At 70.8% G+C, this 21,178-nt stretch carries 18 protein-coding genes and 2 pseudogenes; 12 read left to right on the top strand and 8 right to left on the bottom strand.

Annotated features, from left to right (window positions below; translation table 11 throughout):
• Positions 1-64 precede the first annotated feature (64 nt).
• From ACGF8A_RS13330 to ACGF8A_RS13300, 7 genes and pseudogenes are all read left to right on the top strand, one after another.
• On the top strand, positions 65-1,285 hold the full coding sequence (locus ACGF8A_RS13330; protein WP_393107404.1) for a saccharopine dehydrogenase family protein: 1,221 nt from the start codon (positions 65-67) through the stop codon (positions 1,283-1,285).
• Positions 1,286-1,510: 225 nt separating this feature from the next.
• Entirely contained in the window at positions 1,511-2,047 is a 537-nt protein-coding gene (locus tag ACGF8A_RS13325; protein ID WP_393107402.1) for a (2Fe-2S)-binding protein, read from the top strand.
• Positions 2,044-4,541, top strand: a pseudogene (locus ACGF8A_RS13320) (xanthine dehydrogenase family protein molybdopterin-binding subunit). The gene ACGF8A_RS13325 and the pseudogene ACGF8A_RS13320 overlap by 4 nt, the downstream one beginning before the upstream one ends.
• Entirely contained in the window at positions 4,538-5,392 is an 855-nt protein-coding gene (locus ACGF8A_RS13315; protein ID WP_393107400.1) for an FAD binding domain-containing protein, read from the top strand. The pseudogene ACGF8A_RS13320 and the gene ACGF8A_RS13315 overlap by 4 nt, the downstream one beginning before the upstream one ends.
• 15 nt (positions 5,393-5,407) lie before the next feature.
• A complete protein-coding gene (locus ACGF8A_RS13310) occupies positions 5,408-6,283 on the top strand; it encodes an AAA family ATPase (protein WP_393107398.1) in 876 nt (291 codons plus the stop codon).
• 34 nt (positions 6,284-6,317) lie between these two features.
• Positions 6,318-7,496, top strand: a complete 1,179-nt coding sequence (locus ACGF8A_RS13305; protein ID WP_393107396.1) for a VWA domain-containing protein — start codon at positions 6,318-6,320, stop codon at positions 7,494-7,496.
• Between the two features lie 31 nt (positions 7,497-7,527).
• Positions 7,528-8,184, top strand: coding sequence for an SRPBCC family protein (locus ACGF8A_RS13300; protein WP_393107394.1), 657 nt, complete (start codon positions 7,528-7,530; stop codon positions 8,182-8,184).
• 130 nt (positions 8,185-8,314) lie between these two features.
• Here the strand turns inward: ACGF8A_RS13300 and ACGF8A_RS13295 are convergent, their stop codons facing one another.
• Positions 8,315-8,611, bottom strand: coding sequence for a PAS domain-containing protein (locus ACGF8A_RS13295; RefSeq protein WP_393107392.1), 297 nt, complete (start codon positions 8,609-8,611; stop codon positions 8,315-8,317).
• Positions 8,612-8,870: 259 nt separating this feature from the next.
• Here ACGF8A_RS13295 and ACGF8A_RS13290 point away from each other — a divergent pair, with 259 nt between their 5' ends.
• A complete protein-coding gene (locus ACGF8A_RS13290; RefSeq protein ID WP_393107390.1) occupies positions 8,871-11,288 on the top strand; it encodes a SpoIIE family protein phosphatase in 2,418 nt (805 codons plus the stop codon).
• A gap of 15 nt (positions 11,289-11,303) precedes the next feature.
• On the opposite strand, the gene ACGF8A_RS13285 is transcribed toward ACGF8A_RS13290, so the two are convergent.
• The 7 genes from ACGF8A_RS13285 to ACGF8A_RS13255 all read right to left on the bottom strand — a co-directional run bounded on the left by ACGF8A_RS13285 (position 11,304) and on the right by ACGF8A_RS13255 (position 19,044).
• Positions 11,304-12,728 carry an FGGY-family carbohydrate kinase gene (locus ACGF8A_RS13285; RefSeq protein WP_393107388.1) on the bottom strand — a complete coding sequence of 475 codons (1,425 nt, stop codon included), beginning with the start codon at positions 12,726-12,728 and terminating at the stop codon, positions 11,304-11,306.
• A 119-nt stretch (positions 12,729-12,847) separates the two neighbouring features.
• Positions 12,848-14,311, bottom strand: coding sequence for an FAD-binding oxidoreductase (locus ACGF8A_RS13280; RefSeq protein WP_393107386.1), 1,464 nt, complete (start codon positions 14,309-14,311; stop codon positions 12,848-12,850).
• Between the two features lie 84 nt (positions 14,312-14,395).
• On the bottom strand, positions 14,396-15,172 hold the full coding sequence (locus ACGF8A_RS13275; RefSeq protein WP_393107384.1) for an SDR family NAD(P)-dependent oxidoreductase: 777 nt from the start codon (positions 15,170-15,172) through the stop codon (positions 14,396-14,398).
• 35 nt (positions 15,173-15,207) lie between these two features.
• Positions 15,208-16,515, bottom strand: a complete 1,308-nt coding sequence (locus ACGF8A_RS13270; RefSeq protein WP_393107382.1) for a nitrate/nitrite transporter — start codon at positions 16,513-16,515, stop codon at positions 15,208-15,210.
• Between the two features lie 209 nt (positions 16,516-16,724).
• A complete protein-coding gene (locus ACGF8A_RS13265; protein WP_393107380.1) occupies positions 16,725-17,291 on the bottom strand; it encodes a glycerol-3-phosphate responsive antiterminator in 567 nt (188 codons plus the stop codon).
• Positions 17,292-17,573: 282 nt separating this feature from the next.
• Positions 17,574-18,194, bottom strand: a complete 621-nt coding sequence (gene wrbA, locus ACGF8A_RS13260) for an NAD(P)H:quinone oxidoreductase (protein WP_393107378.1) — start codon at positions 18,192-18,194, stop codon at positions 17,574-17,576.
• Between the two features lie 475 nt (positions 18,195-18,669).
• Positions 18,670-19,044, bottom strand: a complete 375-nt coding sequence (locus tag ACGF8A_RS13255) for an amphi-Trp domain-containing protein (protein WP_393107376.1) — start codon at positions 19,042-19,044, stop codon at positions 18,670-18,672.
• A 188-nt stretch (positions 19,045-19,232) separates the two neighbouring features.
• On the opposite strand from ACGF8A_RS13255, the gene ACGF8A_RS13250 reads away from it, so the two are divergent.
• From ACGF8A_RS13250 to ACGF8A_RS13235, 4 genes and pseudogenes are all read left to right on the top strand, one after another.
• Positions 19,233-19,421: a hypothetical protein gene (locus ACGF8A_RS13250; RefSeq protein WP_393107374.1), complete on the top strand. Its 189-nt coding sequence runs from the start codon at positions 19,233-19,235 to the stop codon at positions 19,419-19,421.
• A 189-nt stretch (positions 19,422-19,610) separates the two neighbouring features.
• Positions 19,611-19,826 (top strand): annotated as a pseudogene (locus tag ACGF8A_RS13245) (ABC transporter permease); the annotation flags it as partial.
• A gap of 73 nt (positions 19,827-19,899) precedes the next feature.
• On the top strand, positions 19,900-20,457 hold the full coding sequence (locus tag ACGF8A_RS13240; RefSeq protein ID WP_393107372.1) for a GNAT family N-acetyltransferase: 558 nt from the start codon (positions 19,900-19,902) through the stop codon (positions 20,455-20,457).
• A gap of 100 nt (positions 20,458-20,557) precedes the next feature.
• On the top strand, positions 20,558-20,869 hold the full coding sequence (locus ACGF8A_RS13235) for an SCO0607 family lipoprotein (RefSeq protein ID WP_393107370.1): 312 nt from the start codon (positions 20,558-20,560) through the stop codon (positions 20,867-20,869).
• Positions 20,870-21,178: the final 309 nt, after the last annotated feature.

Genomic DNA, 21,178 nt, shown 5'->3' with positions numbered 1-21,178 from the left:
CTTTGATTCGGGCCGGGGCCCCCTCCGATTCCGATCGACACCCGACCGAGAGGCGATACTGATCATGCGCGTACTACTCGTGGGAGCCGGTGGTGTGGGCACGGCGATCACCCGGATCGCGGCCCGCCGGCAGTTCCTCGACACCATGGTCGTGGCCGACTACGACCGCTCGCGGGCCGAGGCGGCCGTCGCGGCCCTGGGGGATCGCGGCGATCGCTTCCGGGCCGAGCAGGTGGATGCCCAGGACGAACAGGCGGTCACGGCGCTGCTGCGCCGCCACGAGTGCGACGTACTGCTCAACGCCACCGACCCGCGCTTCGTCATGCCCCTGTTCCAGGCGGCACGCGACGCCGGCGTCACCTACCTGGACATGGCGATGTCCTTGTCCCGGCCGCATCCCGAGCGCCCGTACGCGGAGTGCGGGGTGAAGCTCGGCGACACGCAGTTCGCGCAGGCGGCACAGTGGGCGCAGAGCGGCGCTCTGGCGCTGGTCGGCATGGGTGTCGAGCCGGGCCTTTCCGACGTCTTCGCACGCCACGCGGCCGACGAACTCTTCGACGAGATCGAGGAGATCGGCATTCGGGACGGAGCCGACCTCACCGTCGACGGCCTCGCGTTCGCACCGTCCTTCAGCATCTGGACGACCATCGAGGAGTGCCTCAATCCGCCGGTGATCTACGAGGCGGAGCGGGGGTGGTTCACCACGGCGCCGTTCAGCGAACCCGAGGTGTTCGACTTCCCCGAGGGCATCGGCCCCGTCGAGTGTGTGAACGTCGAGCACGAAGAGGTCCTCCTCGTGCCACGGTGGATCGACGCGCGGCGCGTCACGTTCAAGTACGGCCTGGGCAGCGCGTTCATCGACACCTTGAAGACCCTGCGTCTGCTGGGGCTCGACAGCACGGAGCCCGTCACCGTGCCCGGCCCCGACGGCCCGGTCGCCGTCTCGCCCCGGGACGTCGTCGCGGCGTGTCTGCCCGACCCGGCCACGCTGGGCGAGCGCATGCGGGGCAAGACCTGTGCCGGCACCCTGGTGCGGGGCCTGAAGGACGGGAAGCGGCGCGAGGTGTACCTGTACTCCGTCGTGGACAACCAGTGGTCCATGACGGAGTACGGCTGCCAGGCCGTGGTGTGGCAGACGGCGGTCAACCCGGTGGTCGCGCTGGAGCTCCTCGCGTCGGGCCGGTGGACCGGCAAGGGCGTCCTCGGCCCGGAGGCCTTCCCGGCGCGGCCCTTCCTGGACCTTCTCACCGAGTACGGGTCCCCCTGGGGCATGCGGGAGCAGTGAAGGTGAGGAGGGTGGAGTCCCCGCCACTCTCACCCTCCTGCGCCCACCCGGCGGTGTGCCCGGCGCCCGGACGGGGCTGCCGGGCGCTCCGCCGGCCGCGGTGGATCACCGTTCAGCACCTGGCCGCCGCAGCACTCGCCGCTTCCCAGGGGTGGACCTAGAGTGACCTACATCACGCCACTGTGGCTGATTCCCTCACTCCTGCCCGCACGGCCTGGAGGGCGCATGACCCATGTCAAGGTGAACGTGGACGGCACGACGTACGAGGACGACGTGGAACCCCGTCTCCTCCTCGCCCACTATCTGCGCGACCGCCTCGGCCTCACCGGTACCCCGATCGGCTGCGACACCTCGAACTGCGGAGCGTGCACGGTGGACCTGGACGGGGTCACCGTCAAGAGCTGTTCGGTGCTGGCCGTGCAGGCCGACGGCGGCGACGTGACCACCATCCAGGGGCTGGCGAAGGACGGTGAGTGGACGACGCTGCAGCGCGCCTTCCACGAGCACCACGGCCTGCAGTGCGGCTTCTGCACACCCGGGATGATCATGGCGGCACGCGACCTGCTGCGCGAGAATCCGCTACCGACGCCCGGCGACGTCCGGCAGGCGCTGGAAGGGAACCTGTGCCGCTGCACCGGTTACCAGAACATCGTCCGCGCCGTGCTCGCCGCGGCCGGGCAGAGGGCCGTCTCCGAAGGAGAGGTCGTCCTGGAACGGGAGGACTCCTCCGGGCGACAGGTCGGCGAGGAGGCCACGGCATGACCGATCAGGCGTTGGAGAACGAGGTCGGCCGCTCCCGGCGGCGCAAGGAGGACGCCCGGCTGATCACCGGCCAGACCAACTGGACCGACAACATCCAGGTCGCGGGCATGCTGCACATGGCCGTACTGCGCAGCCCGATGGCGCACGCCCGCCTCACCCGCGTGGACGTCCGCCCCGCCCTGGCACGTCGCGGTGTGGTGGCCGCGTTCAGCGGCGCCGACCTCGCCGAAGGGCTCGGCTCGCTGCCGTGCGCCTGGCCGGTGACCGAGGACATCGTGCTGCCCGACCACCCGCCGATCGCCGTGGACGAGGTCCGCCACGCCGGAGATCCGGTGGCGGTCGTCGTCGCCCGCGACCGGTACGCGGCGGCCGACGCGCTGGAGTCGGTCGAGGTCGACTACGAACCGCTGCCCCCGGTCCTCGACCTGGAGGCGGCGCTCGCCGAGGGCGCCCCGCTCGTCCACGCCGACAAGGGCACCAACCGCTGCTACACCTGGCCGCTCGCCACCGGCGAGAGCTTCGAGGCGGTACGGGAACGCGCCGAGGTGACCCTGAAACGCCGCTACCACCAGCAGCGGCTCATCCCCAACGCCATGGAACCGCGTGCGGTGGTCGTCACACCACTCGCCGCCTCCGGCGAGTACACGGTCTACTCGGCCACCCAGATCCCGCACATCCTGCGGATCATGCTCGCCACCGTCACCGGCGTCCCCGAGCACAAACTGCGCGTCGTCGCCCCCGACGTCGGCGGCGGCTTCGGCTCCAAGCTCCAGGTGTACGGCGAGGAGGCCCTCGCCCTGACCGTGGCCCGCGAACTCGGCCGCCCGGTGAAGTGGACCGAGTCCCGCTCCGAGGGCTACCTCGCCACCCACCACGGCCGCGGCATGATCCAGGACATCGAGATCGCCGCGCCACCCGCGAGGGGAAGCTGCTCGGCCTGAAGGTGGACCTGCTCGCCGACATGGGCGCCTACCTGATGCTCGTCACCCCGGGCATCCCGATCCTGGGCGCGTTCATGTACCCGGCGATCTACAAGATGGACGCCTACGAGTTCACCTGCACCGGCGTCTTCACCACCCGCACCCCCACCGACGCCTACCGCGGCGCCGGCCGCCCGGAGGCCACGTACGCCATCGAACGGATCATGGACGAGCTGGCCGTCGAACTGGGCCTGGATCCTCTCGAGGTGCGCCGCCGGAACTGGATCCGGCACGAGGAGTTCCCCTACACCACCATCGCCGGACTCACCTACGACAGCGGCAACTACGAGGCGGCGACGGACAAGGCGCTGTCCCTGTTCGGCTACGACGACCTACGCGCGGAGCAGCGTGAGCGCAACGAACGCGGCGACCCGGTACGCCTGGGCATCGGCGTGTCGACGTTCACGGAGATGTGCGGTCTCGCGCCGAGCCGGGTGCTGCGCGACCTCCGGTACGCGGCAGGCGGCTGGGAGGCGGCGAGCATCCGCATGCTGCCGACCGGCAAGGTCGAGGTCGTCACCGGCACCAGCCCGCACGGGCAGGGCCACGAGACCTGCTGGAGCCAGATCGCGGCGGACGCGCTCGGCGTGCCCTTCGAGGACATCGAGGTGATCCACGGCGACACCAAGACGGCGCCGCAGGGCATGGACACCTACGGCTCCCGGTCGCTGGCGGTCGGCGGCGAGGCGGTGCACCGGGCCGCGGTCAAGGTGGTCGACAAGGCACGCAAGGTCGCCGCGCACCTGCTGGAGGCGAGCGAGCAGGACCTGGAGTTCAACGGCGGCGTCTTCTCCGTCAAGGGCTCACCCGAGGCCCGCAGGAGCATCCAGGAGATCGCCTTCGAGGTGTTCACCTCGCACGACCTGCCGGACGGCATCGAGCCGTCCATCAACGCCGAGACGGTGCTCGACCCGGAGAACTTCTCCTTCCCGCACGGCACCCACCTGTGCGCGGTCGAGGTCGACACGGAGACCGGCAGGACGCGGATCCGCCGCTACGTCTGCGTGGACGACGTGGGCACCGTCGTCAACCCGATGATCGTCGAGGGGCAGGTGCACGGCGGGCTCGCCCAGGGCATCGCGCAGGCACTGTTCGAGGAAGCCGTCTACGACGACGAGGGCAACCTCGTCTCCGGCACCATGGCGGACTACCTCGTACCGTCGGCGGCGGACCTGCCGGACTTCGTCACCGACCGGACCCGGACGCCGGCGGCCGACAACTCCCTGGGCGTCAAGGGAGTCGGCGAGGCCGGGACGATCGCGTCGACGCCCGCCGTGGTGAACGCCGTGGTCGACGCGCTGCGGCCGATCGGCGTGCGGGACGTCCGGATGCCCTGCTCGCCGCACCGGGTGTGGCAGGCCGTCCAGGCGGCGCGAGCCGGTGACTCCGGCGTGTCCGGCGTGTCCGGCGAGGACGCGGGGACGGGCCCCGCGCAGTCCGGCCAGTCCGCGCAGGCGGCCAGGTCGGGCGACGTGGGCCAGTACGGCGCATCGGACAAGGAAGGCCCGGCATGATTCCTCCCCCCTTCGAGTACGCCCGCCCCGAGACCGTCGCCGAGGCGGTGCGCACGCTCGCCGACGCGGGCGAGGACGGCAAGGTCCTGGCCGGCGGACAGAGCCTGCTGCCGCTGCTGCGGATGCGGCTGGCCTTCCCCGAACTCGTCGTGGACGTCGGCCGGATCCCCGAGCTGCGCGGCGTCCGCGAGGACGGCGACATGCTGGCCATCGGTGCCATGACCACGCACCACGAGGTGGTCAACGACCCGCTGGTACGCCGCCACGCCGGACTGCTGGCCGACGCCACGGCCACCGTGGCCGACCCGGCGGTGCGGCACCGCGGCACCCTCGGTGGCTCCCTCGCACACGCCGATCCGGCCGCGGACCTGCCCGCCGTGGCGCTGGCCCTGGACGCCGACCTGGTCGTGGCGGGACCCGCCGGACGGCGCACGATCGCGGTCCGGGACTTCTTCGTCGACTACCTCCAGACGGCGCTGGCCCCCGACGAACTCCTGGTCGAGGTACGCGTCCCGAAGACCGGCGGCTGGAGCTTCCACTACGAGAAGTTCCATCCGGTCGCCCAGTCCTGGCCCATCGTGGGCGTCGCGGCGCTGGTGCGGCGCGACGACGGGCACGTCACCGAGGCGCGCGTCGGACTGGCCAACATGGGCTCGACCCCGCTGCGGGCCACGGCTGCCGAGGAGACGATGGCCGGCGCGGACGGTCCCGAGGCCGTCGCGCGGGCCGCCGAGGCGGCTGCCGAGGGCACTCGGCCCTCGCAGGACCTCGCCGCCGACCCCGAGTACCGGCGTCACCTCGCGCGCGTGCTGACCCGGCGGGCGGTGCTGGCCGCCACCGGCTGGGGGTGAGCGCCCATCACCCGGATGGACGACCCGGAGCAGGTGCGGGCACGCCTGGAGGAGACGGGATACCTCGTCGACGAGGGGCTGGCCGTCACCTGCTTCCTGGCCCTGAGGATGCACCGGCCGCTGTTCTGCGAGGGCGACGCGGGCGTCGGCAAGACGGCCCTCGCGACGGCCCTCGCCGAAGCGCTCGGCGCGCCGCTCATCCGCCTCCAGTGCCACGAGGGCATCGACGCCTCCCAGGCCCTGTACGACTGGGACTTCCCACGCCAGTTGCTGCACCTGCGGGCTGCCGAGGCGTCCGGGGTGACCGACGCCGACCGCCTGGAGAGCGAGCTGTACGACCGCCGCTTCCTCCTCGCGCGGCCTTTGCTGCGGGCCCTGCAGACCCACCCCTCGGTACTGCTGGTCGACGAGATCGACCGGGCCGACGACGAGTTCGAGGCGTTCCTGCTGGAGCTGCTCTCCGAGTACGCGGTCACGATCCCGGAACTCGGCACCCTCCGGGCGGAGCAGCCGCCGGTCGTGGTCCTGACCTCGAACCGGACCCGGGAGGTGCACGACGCGCTGAAGCGGCGGTGTCTGTACCACTGGTTCGACCACCCCTCCTTCGACCGCGAGCTCGCCATCGTGCGGCGGCGGCTCCCCGAGGTGTCCGCGCGGCTGGCCGAGCAGGTCACCGCGCTCGTGCAGGCGCTGCGTGGCGCGGACCTGGTCAAGCCCCCCGGGGTGGCCGAGACGATCGACTGGGCCCAGGCCCTGGACACACTGGGCGCGGATGAGGTCGACGCGGAACTTGCCGTGGCCACGCTGGGGTCCGTGCTGAAGTACCGGGAGGACACGGACCGGGCCCGGGACCTGGATCTCGCGGCGGCCCTGACGGCCCGGGGGTCGTGACGTGACGGGCACGGCGGAAGGCGATGCTGCCGCGGTGGACGCGACGGCCGGGGCACCGGGCACCCGGCCGCTCGGGGCGGACGCCGTGCTGCTGGGATTCGTCCGGGCGCTGCGGGCGGCAGGGCTCGACGCCGGTACGGAACGGCTGTACGCCTTCCTGCGCGCCGTCGACCTGTTGCGGCCCGGGATCCGCGCGGAGGTGTACTGGGCGGGGCGGGCGACGCTGTGCGGCGGCCACGACGACCTCGACCGGTACGAGCGGGTGTTCGCGGCGTACTTCGCCACCCGAGACGCCTCGGCTCGACGCCCGTCGCGCACCACCCTCCCGCCCCGGCTGCGGCCGGCCGCGCGGCAGACCGTCGCGGCGCCGGGCGGCACGGGCGACCGCGAGCCGTCCGGGCCGCCCACGGCCACGCTGGCCAGCTCCGCCGAGGTGCTGCGCCACCGTGACTTCGCCGGCCTCGACGCCGCCGAGCGCGCCCAGCTGCGGCGCCTGCTCGCTGCCTTCGCGCTCCAGGGGCAGACCCGGCGCGCGGCTCGGCGGCGGCCCGCCCGGCGCGGCGGCCTCGACCCCCGCCGGACGGTACGGGAGTGGCTGCGGCGCGGCGGCGAACCGGCCCGGCTGCGGCGGCACGCGCGCGTGGAGCGGCCCCGCCGCGTCGTGCTGCTCGTCGACGTGAGCGGTTCGATGGCGCCGTACGCCGACGCGTTGCTGCGGTTCGCGCACGCCGCGGTGCGGGGCGGCCGCACCGAGGTGTTCACCATCGGTACCCGGCTGACCAGGGCGACCCGAGAACTGTCGCACCGCGATCCGGACGTGGCGATGGCCGCCCTCGCCGCCGCCGTGCCGGACTGGCGCGGCGGCACCCGGCTCGGCGAACTGCTCCGCGAGTTCCTCAACCGCTGGGGACAGCGCGGCATGGCGCGCGGCGCCGTCGTCGTACTCCTGTCGGACGGCTGGGAACGCGGTGATCCAAAACTGCTCGGCGCGCAGATGCGCCGGCTGCACGCCCTGGCCCACCAGGTGGTCTGGGCCAACCCGCGCAAGGCGCGCCCCGGCTACGTGCCCCTGGCCGCCGGCATGGCCGCGGCCCTGCCCAGCGTCGACGCCTTCGTCGAGGGGCACAGCCTCGCCGCACTGGAACGGCTGGCGGCGGTGGTGCGGGGAGCGGCTGGCGGCGCGGACGCCGGCCGGGCAGCGCGGCATACCTGACGGACCACACCCGTGAGCCGAGGAGGAAGTCATGGAGTTGCAGCACGAGTTCACCGTTCCCGTCCCGGTCGACGAGGCCTGGCACGCGCTCCTCGACATCGAACGCGTCGCGCCGTGCCTGCCGGGCGCGACGGTGGAGAATTTCGACGGCGAGACCGTGACCGGTTCCGTCAAGGTCAAGGTCGGCCCGATCACGGTGGCCTACCGGGGCACCGCGGTCTTCGCGGAGAGGGACGAGTCGGCGCACCGCATGGTGCTCGTGGCGAGCGGCCGGGAGACCCGCGGACAGGGCACGGCCAGGGCGACGCTCACCGGCTCGCTGAGCGGCAGGGACGACGGTACGGCGGTGTCGGTGCGGACCGATCTCTCGGTGACCGGCCGGCCGGCCCAGTTCGGGCGTGGGGTGCTGGCGGAGGTGGGCGACCGGCTGGTGGGCCAGTTCGCGGCGTGCCTGGCGGACCGGCTGGCCGCGCCGGCCCCGGCCGCGGAGCAGGGACCGGCCCGGCCGGCGGAGGGCGAGGCGGCACCCGTCGGCAGGCCCGAGCCGGAACCGCTCGATCTGGTGCGTACGGCCGGGCTGCCGGTGGCCGAACGGGCGGCGGCCGTCGCGGCGGGCCTCGCGGTCCTCGCCGTGGCGTTCGCTCGGCTCCGGCGCCGCAGCCGAGCGGGGCGCGGCCGCCGCCGGTGACGGAAGGGTCAGAGGCGGATCACGATGAGGGCGATGTCGTCGGCGGCGCCTCGCGTGACATCGAGGCGGGCCAGCAGGGCGTCGGCCAGCTCACCGGGGGAGAGGGCCCCTTCCTGGGCCAGGGCCGTGGTCAGCCCGGCTCGTCGAGCGCCGGGATGTCGTACCGCTGCAGCACCAGGGTGTCGGGCTTCGCGGTGTCGAGGACCCGGCACGGTGACGCCTTCACGTTCTGCTGTGCGTCGTCGAAGGTGGCCGGACTCGCCGGGAGGGCGTCGAAGAAGTAGTGGCCGATGAGCTGGTCCCTCGTCCGGCCGGTGGCCTGCAGGTACGCGGGGTTGACGTGATGAATGACCAGGTCCGCGTCCAGGACGAGGTACGGGCTCGGTGTGGCGTCGAAGAACGCCGTGAAATCGATGTCCGTTGTCATACGCGCTCTCCGTGGTCCGTGAACGCGATGCCGTGTACCCCAATCTACGAGCCATCCTGCGGCCGGGCTCGCGACGCAGGCGGCGCGGTCAACAGTGACAACGCCGCACAGTCACAAATCGGTCCTCTCTCCGGTCAATAGGGCAAAGGGCTGAAATCTTTCACACTCCACTTCGCCAGTGCTTCCGCCGTTGGAGGGCAGCAACTCAATGACCACAGTCGACGCGGGTCCAGTCACAGCATGCAAGCAGCAGTTGGACGTGAATGCCCTTTCCGACGCCGCTGTCGCCCTGCTCGACGAACGGGGGACCGTGGTCGGGTGGACACAGGTCGCCGAGCGGCTTGTCGGCCACTCCGCAGGGGAGGCGGTGGGCCGCTCGGCCGGTCTTGTGCTGCCGTCCTTCGTGGGACAGCCGACGGTTTCCGCCTTCGTGGAGCGGTGCCGGGCCCGGAACGGCTGGCCGGGAACCACGCAGGCGCGCCACCGCGACGGCCGGGTGCTCGACGTCAGCCTGCGGATCACGGAGCTGGACGGAATCGGGGGGGCGACGCGATGGCTCGTCACTCTGGCCGACACCGGCTCTCTGGCCGGGGACGTGATCGACGAGACGGTGCGGGGGCCGCTCCTCGCACGAGCGCCGATCGGTGTCGTCATCCGGGACGCGCAGCTGCGGTGTGTCTGGCTGAACGACACGATCGAACACCACGACGGCGTCCCCCCTGGCCGACGGCTCGGACGCCGCTTCATCGACGCGCAGCCCTGTGCCGAGGCCGAAGTCATCGAGGCGATGATGCGACAGGTTCTCCAAAGGGGTGCGACCAAGGGTTACGAGTACCGGACGTGGCTGCCGACCGACCTGGGAGAAGAGCGTCCGTGCGCGGTCTCGTTCCACTGCCTTCTGGGCGCCGACGGCCAGGCACTCGCCGTGTGTGTGATCACTGCCGACGTCACCGAGAGCCGGCTGGCTCGCGAGCGCCTGGCGACCGTCAGCGAGGCGAGCGGGCGTCTGGGCAGCACCCTGGACGTGATGCAGGCCGGCCAGGAGCTGGCCGACCTGGCCGTACCCCTGCTCGCCGACTACGTCGCCGTGGACCTGGAACTCTCGGCCGCGTTCGGTGAGGGCCCCCCGATGTTCATCGGTACGACGGGCACGCGCCTTCCGAGCCTCCGGCGCGCAGGCCTTGCCTCCGTCCGCCGCGGGGCTCCGGAATCTCCATGGCGGCGCGGCGAGCCGATCGTCGTTCCGTCGGCCTCGCCCCTGCTCGCCGCCCTGCGTACCGGCAGGTCCCAGCTGGAGCCGGTGCTGGAAAGCGGTGCCGGGACGTGGCTGGACCGCAGCCCGGCACTGGCACGGAGACTTCGCACCTACGGTATGCACTCGCTGATGATCGTGCCGATCCGTACGCGGCGCGCCGTGCTGGGCTCGGTGCTGTTCCTGCGCAGTCACGAGCCCTCGTCGTTCCAGGAGGCCGATCTGCGCCTGGCCGAGGAACTCGTGAACCGCGCCGCACTGTCGCTGGACAACGCGCGCCGGTACGCCCGCGAGCAGACCGCGGCGCTCACACTCCAGCGCAATCTGCTGCCCCGCCGCCTGACGGGCGGCACGGCCGTCGACGTGGCCTCGCGCTATCTGCCGGCCGACATGGACCACGGTGTCGGAGGTGACTGGTTCGACGTGATCCCGTTGTCCGGCGCCCGGGTCGGACTCGTCGTCGGTGATGTGGTCGGCCACGGCCTCCACGCCGCGGCGACCATGGGCAGGCTCCGCACCGCGGTCCACACGCTCGCCGACATGGAACTGCCCCCCGACGAACTGCTGACCCACCTCGACGACACCGTTCACCGGCTGGGCGAGGAAGAGTGTGACGCCCCGGAGCAGGTCCCCGTGACCACCGGTGCCACCTGTCTGTACGCGGTCTACGACCCCGCGACCCGCAGGTGCACCATGGCGTCCGCCGGGCACCCGCCGCCCGCGATCGTCGACCCGTACGGCGGGGTCACCTACCCCGAGCTGCCCACCGGAACACCGCTGGGTGTCGGTCTCGGAGAGCCGGTGGAGTCCGTGGAGCTGGAACTGGCCGAAGGCAGCATCCTCGCGCTGTACACCGACGGCCTGGTCGAAAGGCGGGACCACGACATCGAAGCGGGCATGCACCGCCTGGCCACCGCCCTCGCAGAACCGGGCCGGTCGCTGGACGACCTCTGCGACATCGCCACCAAGACCCTTCCCGACGAGCCGCCGTTCGACGACGTCACGCTCCTGCTGGTCCGCACCCGCTCCCTCGACCGGAGCCAACTGGCCTCCTGGGCCCTGCCCAGCGACCACTCCGCCGTCCGCGACGCACGCAGGCTGGCCGCGGGACAACTGAAGGAATGGGGCCTGGAGGATCTCGTGGACCCCACGAAACTGATCGTCGGCGAACTCGTCACCAACGCCATCACCCACGGCACGGTACCGATCGGACTGCGGCTCATCCGGCACAACGTGCTGACCTGCGAAGTGTTCGACGCCAACAGCTGCGCCCCCCAGCCGCGTCGCGCGCGCACCACGGACGAGAACGGCCGGGGTCTCCTTCTTGTGGGCAAGCTGTCCCGCCGATGGGGCTCCCGCTCGACCTGGGGCGGCAAGGTCGTCTGGGCCGAACAGGACCTCAAGCCCCACCACCACAGTCCTTAGGCGGGACGTGGCCTCTCAGCCGAACAGCTCGTAGGACTCCCGGTAGAGGCCGTCGGTGTGGCGGCGCGCCTCGGCGTGGATCTTCCGGAGCTTCGTGTAGAGGGCATGGTTGGCCGGGACGGGCGTGAAGGCCTCGCCCGTGCGGACCATGGCGTCCACGGCGCCGTCGAAGTCCGGGTAGGTGCCGGTGGCGACGGCGGCGGTGAGGGCCGCGCCGAGGCCGGCGCCACCGGCGGCGGCGCGGCGGGCGGGTACGTCGAAGACGTCCGCGAAGATCTGCATGATGACGTCGGAGGCGGAGCCGCCGCCGGAGACGACGACTTCCTCGAACCGGGTGCCGAGTTCGGCCGCCATCTTGCCGGCCGTCTCCCTGATCGTCAGCGCGAGCGCTTCGAGGATCGAGCGGTAGACGTGGAAGCGGCCCTGGCGGCCGTCGAAGCCGAGGATGGAGCCCTTGCGGTAGGGGGCCTCGGTGGGAGCGAGCCAGTCGAGGACGGTGATCAGTCCCTCGGAGCCGGGCGGGACGAGGGCCGCCTGGCGGTTGATGTACTCCTCCGCGCTGATGCCCGCCTCCCTGGCCGGGGCGGCCACCTCCTCGCCGAGCAGGTCGCGGTACCAGCTGACCGTCCACATGCCGCGCCGTACACCGCTGCTTTCGTAGAGGTAGGCGTGCGGGGTGGCGGCGTAGTTGGTCCAGAAGTCGGTGCCGTCCTTGACGTTGCGGCTGCCGGTGGTCATGCCGGCGACGTAGGTACCGAGGGAGACGAGGAGAGTGTCCGCGCAGCGCAGTCCGGAGCCGAGGGCTTCGACTGCCTTGTCGTTGGCGGTGGCGACGACGGGCAGCCCGGCGGGGATGCCGGTGTGGGCGGCGGCTGCCTCGGTGACGGCGCCGAGGATGTCGCCGGGCTGGACGAGCTCGAAGAGCATCGAGCGGTCGAGGCCGGCCTCGGCGATCCGGGAGTCGTCGCTCGTCCAGCCGAAGGTGTCGGAATCCAGGGGCCACATGCCGGCGTAGTTGGCGGCGGTGTCCCGGAACTGCCCGGTCATGCGGTGCGTGATGTAGCCGGAGGACGTGGTGACGTAGGCGGCGTCGGGGGTCGCCCGCTCGTAGGGCCGGGAGACGCGGGCGTCCATCCAGCTCATGACCGGCTGGGCGAGGGTCCCGTCGGCCTTCAGGACCGCGCGGCAGAACCGGATGGTGCACAGGCCGGCGCCCGCGATGTCGGCCGGGTCCCCGGGGAAGGCCGCCATCGCCTCGCGGGCCGCGGCGCCGATCGAGGTCCACAGGTCGTCGTCCGGATGCTCGACGACACCGGGGCGCGGGGTGTCGTAGGGGCGCAGGGCGCTGCGACCCTCACTGACGACGCGGCCGTGCTCGTCGAAGACGCTGACCTTGGACGACTGGGAGCCGTTGTCGATGCCGATGAAGTACCGGGACATGCCCACTCCGGGGGTGCGGGGCCCGGACGTCGTCGTCCGGGCGGGAGGTGAGAGGGATCGAAGGATGGGGAGTCGGTGTGCCGGACCGCCCCGTGAGCGGTCCGGCACCGGGATGCGGCTCAGTCCTCGATCGGGAAGATCGTGCCCTTGTTCATGATGCCGTTCGGGTCGAAGGCCGCCTTGAGCTTGGCGAGCATGTGGTAGGCGGAGCCGTGCTCCTGCTTGGTCCACGGGGTGCGGTACTTGCCGACGCCGTGGTGGTGGACCATGGAGCCACCGACCTTGAGGGCTTCTTCGACGATGATCGCGTTGAGCGGGATATGGTACTTCGCGATCTCCTCCCGCGGCTCACAGTTGATCTTGTAGTCGTACACGAAGTAGAGGTTCGTGCCGGTCTGGTAGGAGTGCGAGGAGTGCGCGCCGAGCATGATCAGGTCGTCGGCGTGCGGGTACTCGTCGCGGATCCGGCCGACGACCTTGTCGTAGAGCTCGACGGTGTGGGACCAGTCGACGGAGACCTCGGTGGTGTAGCCCAGCTCGTTCTCGCGGAGCATGGTCTCCTTCTCCGCGTCGATCTTGTCCTGGCCCCAGTTGAGGTTGGCGAACCAGGTGGAGATGAGCTCGGGGTCGACCGCGGTGTGCCCGTGCCGGCCGGCGACCCGCCGGATCTCCTCGCTCGTCGCCTTGACCAGCCCCTTCGGACCCTCGGCGACGAAGACGACGACGCACCTGCCGTCGTAGAAGTGCGAGAAGTGCTGGCGGGCGTCCTCGGGCGAGTAGACGCGCACCACGGACGGGCGGTAGCCGCCCGTGACCACCTCACGGATGATGGCCACACCGGTGGCCATGTCGTCGACGAGGAAGCCGTGGTACTCGTTGTTCTCCGGCCGGTACGGGAAGACCTTGACGGTGACCTCGGTGATGTAGCACAGGGCGCCCTCGTTGCCGATGACGATGTGCCGGATGTCCGGGCCGGCCGCACGGCGAGGGACGTTCTTGATCCTCGAGACGGTGCCGTCGGGGAAGACCGCCTCCAGCCCGACGACCATGTCCTCGATGGCGCCGTAGAGAGTGGACAGCTGGCCGATGGAGCGGGTGGAGACCAGGCCGCCGTACTGGGCCAGCGGCTTGGACTGCGGGGAGTGGCCGGTCGTCAGGCCCTGTTCGCGCAGGACGTCCTCGAGCTTCTGCAGCGGTACGCCGCAGCCGACGGTCACCTGCATGTTCTCGGCGTCGATCTTGACGATCTCGTCGATGCCGGAGCCGTCGAGGACGATCGTGTCCTGGACGGCCGTCTCCAGACCGCCCTCCGTGCCGGTACGGCCGGTGCGGGCGACCACGTTGATCAGGTTCTCGTTCGCGAACCGCAGGACGTCGGCGACGTCGGCGGTGCTCTTCGCCTTCACGATGGCGCAGGGGAAGGGGCCGTCGTAGATGCCGTGGACGGAGGTGAACTTCTTGAAGCGGTCCACGCTCGCCTCGCGCAGCTGCTCCTCGTCGGTGACGACCTTCTCGGGGCCTACCAGGCGGGTGAGCCCGGCGACGATGTTCTCTCGGTCCAGCTTGGAGACGGACGGTGCCATGGTGAATCTTTCCTCTTGCTTCTTTGGGGGGAGGCGCTTCTCGGGGGGAGGCGGAGGGCTGACGGGTGAAGGTGGGGGGCCCGGTCAGCGGACCAGGTAGCCGCCGTCGACGGGCAGGACGTGCCCGTTGACGTAGTCGGAAGCGCGGGAGGCGAGGAACACGGTCGCACCCATGAGGTCGGCGACGTCGCCCCAGCGCCCGGCCGGGATGTGGTCGAGCACACGCTGGTTGGTCTCGGGGTCGGCGCGCGTCTCCGCGGTGATCTTCGTGGCGAAATAGCCAGGGGCGATCGCGTTGACCTGGATGTTGTACTGCGCGAGCTCGTCGCAGTAGGCCTTGGTGAAACCGGCGATGCCGTGCTTGGTGGCGGCGTAGGCCGGGGACCACTGGCCGCCCAGGAAGGAGAACATCGAGGCGATGTTGATGATCTTGCCGGAGCGCTGCGGGATCATGAACTTGATGGCCTCGTGGCTCAGTTCGAACGGCGCGGTCAGGTTGATGTCGATCATCGGGTCCCACTCTGCGCGGCCGAACTCCTGGACGGACGCGAGATTGCTGATGCCGGCGGAGTTCACGACGATGTCCAGCGAGCCGAAGGCATCCACGCAGCCCTGGACGATCTCGGCCGGGACACCCGGCTGGGTGAGATCGGCCTGGAGGAACTCCATCCGGCGGCCCTCGGCCTCGATCAGCTTCGCGGTCGTGCCGTCGTCCGGCATCACGCTGGGCACGAACACGTTGGCGCCCGCCTTGGCCAGAGCCAGCGAGAACGCCTTGCCGAGGCCGGTGTTGCCACCGGTGACGACGGCGTTCTTGCCGTCCAGGGAGAAGAAGTCGCGATTGAATTCGGTGATGTCCATCAGTACGTCTCCGGGAAGGTGTCAGGTCGGGGCGGTCAGTCGGCAGCGAGCTGCGGTTGGGGGGCGGTGATGCGGGCCGCCACTTCGCGGGCGCGGACCCGCTGGGTGAGGGTCGTGACGAGCAGGCCGAGGACGGCGGTGGCGAGCAGGACGGCGAACAGGGTGGTGTAGCCGCCGCCGCGTTCCGGGACGGCTGGCTCGGCGGTCGGGTCGCCGATCCACCAGGCAGCCAGCGCCGGGAGGAAGGCGTCGGGAAGGTAGGCGAGCCCGGAGGCGAGGCCGATCACACCGCCGCGCTCGTTCTCCGGGATCTCCACCTCGCCCACCGTCGCCCAGTAGACCCCGCGGGCGGCGAAGACGAAGAGGCACAGCACGAACATCAGCGTCAGGGCCACCCACATCAGCGTGCTGGTGCGCGGCATCACGAGGAAGGCCGCGGCGATCACCGCACAGCCGGCGAACATCCAGCGCAGGAACCTCGGGGAGGACTTGGTGACCCTGTCGACCAGGACTCCGCCGGCCGGGCCGGCGACGAACTGGAACACATAGGTGCGCACGACGCCGATGACACCGATCACCCCGGCGGCCAACCCGTACTGGTACTCCAGCAGCGGGGAGAAGTAGCCGAGCGTGGTGTAGAAGCAGTACATCAGCATGACCGTGAGGCCGATCAGCCAGGTGTACCGGTTCTTCGCGGCGAGCAGCAGCTGGCGCAGGGTGACGGCGGAGGAACCGAGCGCGGCCAGCCTCCCCTTGTCCTCCCGCACGCAGAACCAGACGGCCGCCGCGAGTACGAAGCAGAGCATGCCGTAGATCCTTATCAGCCACAGGACTCCGTGGGCGGGGACGACGGCCATGGCGACGATCGCGGTGCCAACCAGGCCCACGAGCGTCGAGGTGATGCCCCGCACGCCCTCCAGGAAGCCGAAGAGCCGGCCCTGCTCCGATGCGTCGCCCAGCATTCCGATCGCCTTCACCAGAGCGGGCCAGTACAGGCCCATTCCGAGGACCGCGAAGGCGATGTGGACGAGAAGAGCGCCGAAATATCCTGGCGCGGTGGCCAGATAGATGTCGGCGATTCCGGTGCCCACCAACGCGATCGTGATAAGCAGCCGCGGGGAGAACTTGTCGGCGAACCAGCCGCCGAAGAAGTACATCACCATCGCCACGACACCGAACACGGAGACGATGTTTCCGTAATCCTGGGCCGACAGTTCGAGCGCCTTGGCCGTCGGGCCCAGGAAGACGAACCGGATGTACGCCACCTGGTAGACGATGCCGCCGGTCATCGACAGGATCAGAAAGGCGATCCACCGCCGTGATCGGCCGGTCTTCTCCGCCATGGACCACTCCCTTGTGGTGATTTCGGACAGAACGGCGAACGCAAACAAAAAAGAGAACAGCAAACACCCTGTTGGAAAGGGAGTTACTGTTCTCTCGTCTCTAGTAACTGCCGCGACGCGAGGTCGCGGCCGATATGAAGTTTTTGCCGAGCGCCGCCAAAGTTACGTTCCGGGAGTCGTGGCGTCAATCCCTGGAACGGTGGCCGCCGTCACATCTTCCAGACTTCCTGGTTCGACGAGGCGATGGCTGCCGCGCCCGCGCCCAGGGCGGCGATCACGTCGTCGCGGTCGCAGACCAGGCCGCCGGCGATCAGCGGTACGTCGATGTCCGCGACCACCCAGCCGATCACCCGGGGCATGCAGCCCGGCAGGATCTCCACGCTGTCGGCCTTCGACATCGCGACGTGCTTCGCCAGGTTCCGGTACGACATCGAGTCGATCAGGAAGAACCGGTGCACGGCGTAGAGCCCCAGCTCCCGGGCGGCCCGCACCATGTGGGCCTTGGAGCTGAGCACACCGTCGGCCTCGGTGCGCTCCTTGACGTAGCGCACCACGATCTCCTTGCCCCCGAAGCCCTCCAGAAGGTCCACGTTGACGAACACGATCTTCCCCGCGGCCTTGAGGGTGGCAACGGTCTCCGTCAGGTCGAGAACCGACCCGTACAGCAGGAAGACCACCTTGCACTCGGCTTCCAGCACCGCCTTCAGCCCGGCCTCGTCCTTCACGCTCGCGACGATGGGGTGGTCTTCGAGCAGAGTGGCGAGGGAGGTGGGCACGGTGGGCTCCAGACACGCAACGGGAACGGTTGAGCGACAGGCCAGGGTACCCCGTGGCGGAATGCCGTCCGGTGGTGCTGACCGCCGGAACCGCCGTTCTCGCCATGTTGTGACAGGCTTGCGCGGACCGGCATGACCGCCACGCCCGCGTGACGCACCGCACGGTGTGACAGCGACCGGCTGCATCGCAGATGCCCCAAACCTGTGATGGCCTGTCAGCCGCACCTCGTTGTGCGGCTGACAGGCCCAGGTTCATCCCCCTTCGGTCGAAGGGGACAGGCGTCAGGCGGCGGCGAGTCCGGCCTTCAGGCCCGCGGCGACCCTGACGACGCGCTCGGCCTGGACTCGGGCCGCGGCACGGGTGGTGTCACCCACCGGGTTGTTGCCCTGCGCGTCGACGTGCGACGTGCCGTACGGGTTGCCGTCGGCGAACTTCACGGCGTCGGTGTAACCGGGGGAGACCAGGATGCCGCCGAAGTGGTGGATGGAGTTGTACAGCGCGAGCAGCGTGGACTCCTGGCCGCCGTGGGTGGTGGCCGTGGCCGTGAAGCCGCTGTACACCTTGTCGGCCAGCTTGCCCTGGGCCCACAGGCCGCCGAGCGTGTCGATGAACTGCTTCAGCTGCGAGGCGACGTTGCCGAAGCGGGTGGGGCTGCCGAAGATCACGGCGTCGGCCCAGACCATGTCGTCCGGGGTGGCGACGGCGGTGTCCGCGGTGGCGGCCGCGTTGGCGGCCCAGGCGGGGTTGGAGTCGATCGCGGCCTGGGGGGCCAGTTCGGCGGCCTTCAGGAGGCGGACCTCGGCGCCGGCCTTCTCCGCGGCCTGCGCGATCTCCTGGGCGATCGCGGTGACGGTGCCGGTGGAGGAGTAGTAGACGACGGCAAGCTTGACGGGGCTGTTCACTGCGTGGACTCCGTGTGGTCGGTGGCGGATGCGTGGGGACGGCCGATGCACCATGACGGCTGCGAGCCTGATCCGGGGCACCCGCCGACAATGGGTGGTAGCCGAATAGGTTGAACACTAAACCATCTCGACGGAGTTTGCAGCGTCAGGGGCGGGGTGTGGCAGCGGTCACACGCGTCATGCGCAACCGTCTTGGTTCCCTTCACCCACAACAGGCAACGGGACCCGCACCGGCGCGGGTCCCGTTGCGGCACGGGGGTGCCTGGTGGGGCACCAGGTGGCGCGGGTCCACTGCGGCGCCGGGTGGCGGACCGGGCGCCAGGTGGCGTCCGCGTCCGGCGCCGGTGCCCGCAGGCCTGACAGTCCTCGGACGGGCGAGCCGCGCCGATATCGCAGCCGGAATGCGCCGGCTCGCTCCATGCCCAGCGCGGTGGCTCTCCAGGACCGTGGCAGGTCGCCGGAGGACCCCCAGGTCTCACCTACCCTTCGCCGCGGAGCGCCTGGACGGGGTGGGCGACGCCGATTTCCGGCTCGCGGCGGACTTGGTGGCGGACCTTGCGTGGGCCCGCTCCGTCTCGGCGTCCGGTGTAGCGCCGGCCGTGGGCGCGGCAGCGTCACGGGGCCGGCCCGTCGACCATTTCAGCTCGATCTCCAGCTCGATCTCGCCACCGCCGACCTCGAATTCGACCTCACTGCGAAGTCCGTCGGGGATCCGCAGGCTCAGCACTCCCGACCCCAGTTCGAGCTCGGCTTCGCCGCCCTCCCTCAGCGCCTGGGCGAGCGCCGCGAGCTGGTCGGCGGCCTCGATACGGGACAACGCGTTCTTCTGCTCGAACTTCAGATCCTTCATGGCTTCCTCCACACCACGGACAACGGGCACAGTGCGGCGCCACGATCGTCCGCTGCGCCCCAGGAGACCAGGCCACCGGCCTCGCGGCGCTGAAGAACGCCGGATTCGAGATCACCGGGACCGCCCGCTGGGGTGAGGCCTTCATCTGCCGGATCGAAGGCAAGCCCACCGCGGCCACCGAGCCGTGCGTGAACACACCTCCGGCCTCCGCCTACTGGTCCTACTGGCACGCCCCCAACGGCGGCAACTGGACCTACAGCCAGTCCGGCTCCTCGAGCCGCAAGCCGCCCCTGGGCAGCTACGAAGGCTGGTCGTTCTCCCTGAACAAGACCGCGAGCACCAACCCGCCGCCGCGAGTCGCTCCCGTCCGCCCGTAGCCGGCATCTGCCCGCCGACCGACCCCGAGGGGTGCTGAGCCCCAGCGTCAGCACCCCTCGCCCGTTCCCGCGTGCTTCATCGTTACTGCCGTGGGACGGGCGGGCAGCGCGGGGAGTTCGACCTGGCGGTACCAAGACCGCGGGCAGCACCGCGACGGGCTCCGGCGACCCGGCCCTCGCGAACACCGTCTCCGGTCCGGCACCTTCGTCCCCCTCCACGCGATGCCGGGCTGGCTCCAGCCCGTCGCCGAGTACCATCCCTTCACCCCGCCAGCGAGACCCTGCGCGGTCTTCTCCTGGGCACCGCCATCGGCCACGACGGCTGGCTCGCCCCGGCCTGATGCCTGGACCGCGGTCCTGGGCTACCCCTGGTCCACCTCGAAGTTCAACGCCGACCCCAAGTAGGGGCCGGGAACCCTGCGCACGACGATCGGTTAATGGATTGCCGCCGCCCGGCCCGGTCGGATAGGAAGTTCGCATGCTGAAAGGCAGCAAGGTCGGGCTCCGCGCTCGGTACGAGGACGACATCCCGGTCCTGCGGGCCGAGCTCTACGACGACGTGGTCAACGCCTCGCGAGCCGAGAGCGGGCCGTGGCGGCCGGTCACGCCGGGCTCGAAGGATCCGCGGCTCGTGGTGGACGACAAGGAGCAGAGGCACGTCCCGTTCTCCGTCGTCGAGCTGGGCGGCGGCACGCTGGTCGGTACCGCCACGCTGTGGGGCATCGACAACCACAACCGGTCCGCGCACATCGGGCTGGGGCTGCTGCCGTCCTCCCGGGGCAAGGGCTACGGCACCGACGTGGTCGCGGTGCTGTGCCACTACGGCTTCGTCGTGCGCGGCCTGCAGCGGCTGCAGATCGAGACGCTGGCGGACAACGCCGCGATGCTGCGCGCAGCCGAGCGCAACGGCTTCGTCCGCGAGGGCGTGCTGCGCTCCTCGGCCTGGGTGATGGGGGAGTTCCTCGACGAGGTGCTGCTCGGGCTCCTCGCTCAGGACTGGAAGCCGGACGCGAAGGCCTGGGCTGCCGCCATCTGAGCACATGCGCGTGCGCCGGGTGAGTAGGTGTACTCAGGTCCCGACGGGCTGTCGGCGGCGAGAGCAGGGGCACACCGAACATCCGGAGACGATCATGTTCATGTCCCGCAGTGGCAGCCGCCTCACCACCGCCGTCGCCATCCCCCTCGCCGGCGCCGCAGCCGTCGTGGCGCTCACGGGCTGCTCCCTGGAGTACCGGGAGGACATCTGCATGAGCGACGAGTACCCCGTCCTGACCGTGAACGGCACCGGTTCGGCGTGCGTCTCGAAGGGGGAGGAGCCCCCGGCGGGATACGTGCGGTACCCGGAGGGCAAGGTGCCCCGGCAGGTCGACGACGAGTGGGATGTGTACCGGCGTACCCACACCCTCGACAAGGACGGCGACGTCGTCGACGCGCCGGAAGCCGGCTGACTGGACCTGTCCGTAGCCGCCGGGGACCTCGCCGCCCGTTCCCGTTACCCCCTGACTCCTGCAACCGGCCCTGCGAGCTGAGCGATCCGACGCAGGTGCCGGGTGACCAGGCCGGGCGCCGGACGACCACCCCTCGGCGGCGCGCTGCGCGGGCGCGTTGTGGGCCGTACGGGTCGGCAACGACGCTAAGTTACATCCGTCACAGCGCCGTGCCGAGTACGGCGACCTGGTCGCCCCGGGCCGGTCGGCGCACCGGCCACGTGTCGGCATCCGGCGACGTGCGGGAGCGCGCCCTGACCACGGGAGGCG

The sequence above is a fragment of the Streptomyces sp. NPDC047706 genome, from assembly GCF_043204795.1.
GTDB lineage: Bacteria > Actinomycetota > Actinomycetes > Streptomycetales > Streptomycetaceae > Streptomyces.
This window is presented reverse-complemented; position numbering and strand designations above follow the sequence as displayed.

What these genes read in the sequence shown, in the direction of transcription:
- ACGF8A_RS13330 (WP_393107404.1), top strand. Translation starts at nt 65, where the DNA reads ATGCGCGTACTACTCGTGGGAGCCGGTGGTGTGGGCACGGCGATCACC.
- ACGF8A_RS13325 (WP_393107402.1), top strand. Translation starts at nt 1,511, where the DNA reads ATGACCCATGTCAAGGTGAACGTGGACGGCACGACGTACGAGGACGAC.
- ACGF8A_RS13315 (WP_393107400.1), top strand. Translation starts at nt 4,538, where the DNA reads ATGATTCCTCCCCCCTTCGAGTACGCCCGCCCCGAGACCGTCGCCGAG.
- ACGF8A_RS13310 (WP_393107398.1), top strand. Translation starts at nt 5,408, where the DNA reads ATGGACGACCCGGAGCAGGTGCGGGCACGCCTGGAGGAGACGGGATAC.
- ACGF8A_RS13300 (WP_393107394.1), top strand. Translation starts at nt 7,528, where the DNA reads ATGGAGTTGCAGCACGAGTTCACCGTTCCCGTCCCGGTCGACGAGGCC.
- ACGF8A_RS13295 (WP_393107392.1), bottom strand. Translation starts at nt 8,611, where the DNA reads ATGACAACGGACATCGATTTCACGGCGTTCTTCGACGCCACACCGAGC.
- ACGF8A_RS13285 (WP_393107388.1), bottom strand. Translation starts at nt 12,728, where the DNA reads ATGTCCCGGTACTTCATCGGCATCGACAACGGCTCCCAGTCGTCCAAG.
- ACGF8A_RS13280 (WP_393107386.1), bottom strand. Translation starts at nt 14,311, where the DNA reads ATGGCACCGTCCGTCTCCAAGCTGGACCGAGAGAACATCGTCGCCGGG.
- ACGF8A_RS13275 (WP_393107384.1), bottom strand. Translation starts at nt 15,172, where the DNA reads ATGGACATCACCGAATTCAATCGCGACTTCTTCTCCCTGGACGGCAAG.
- ACGF8A_RS13270 (WP_393107382.1), bottom strand. Translation starts at nt 16,515, where the DNA reads ATGGCGGAGAAGACCGGCCGATCACGGCGGTGGATCGCCTTTCTGATC.
- ACGF8A_RS13255 (WP_393107376.1), bottom strand. Translation starts at nt 19,044, where the DNA reads ATGAAGGATCTGAAGTTCGAGCAGAAGAACGCGTTGTCCCGTATCGAG.
- ACGF8A_RS13240 (WP_393107372.1), top strand. Translation starts at nt 19,900, where the DNA reads ATGCTGAAAGGCAGCAAGGTCGGGCTCCGCGCTCGGTACGAGGACGAC.
- ACGF8A_RS13235 (WP_393107370.1), top strand. Translation starts at nt 20,558, where the DNA reads ATGTCCCGCAGTGGCAGCCGCCTCACCACCGCCGTCGCCATCCCCCTC.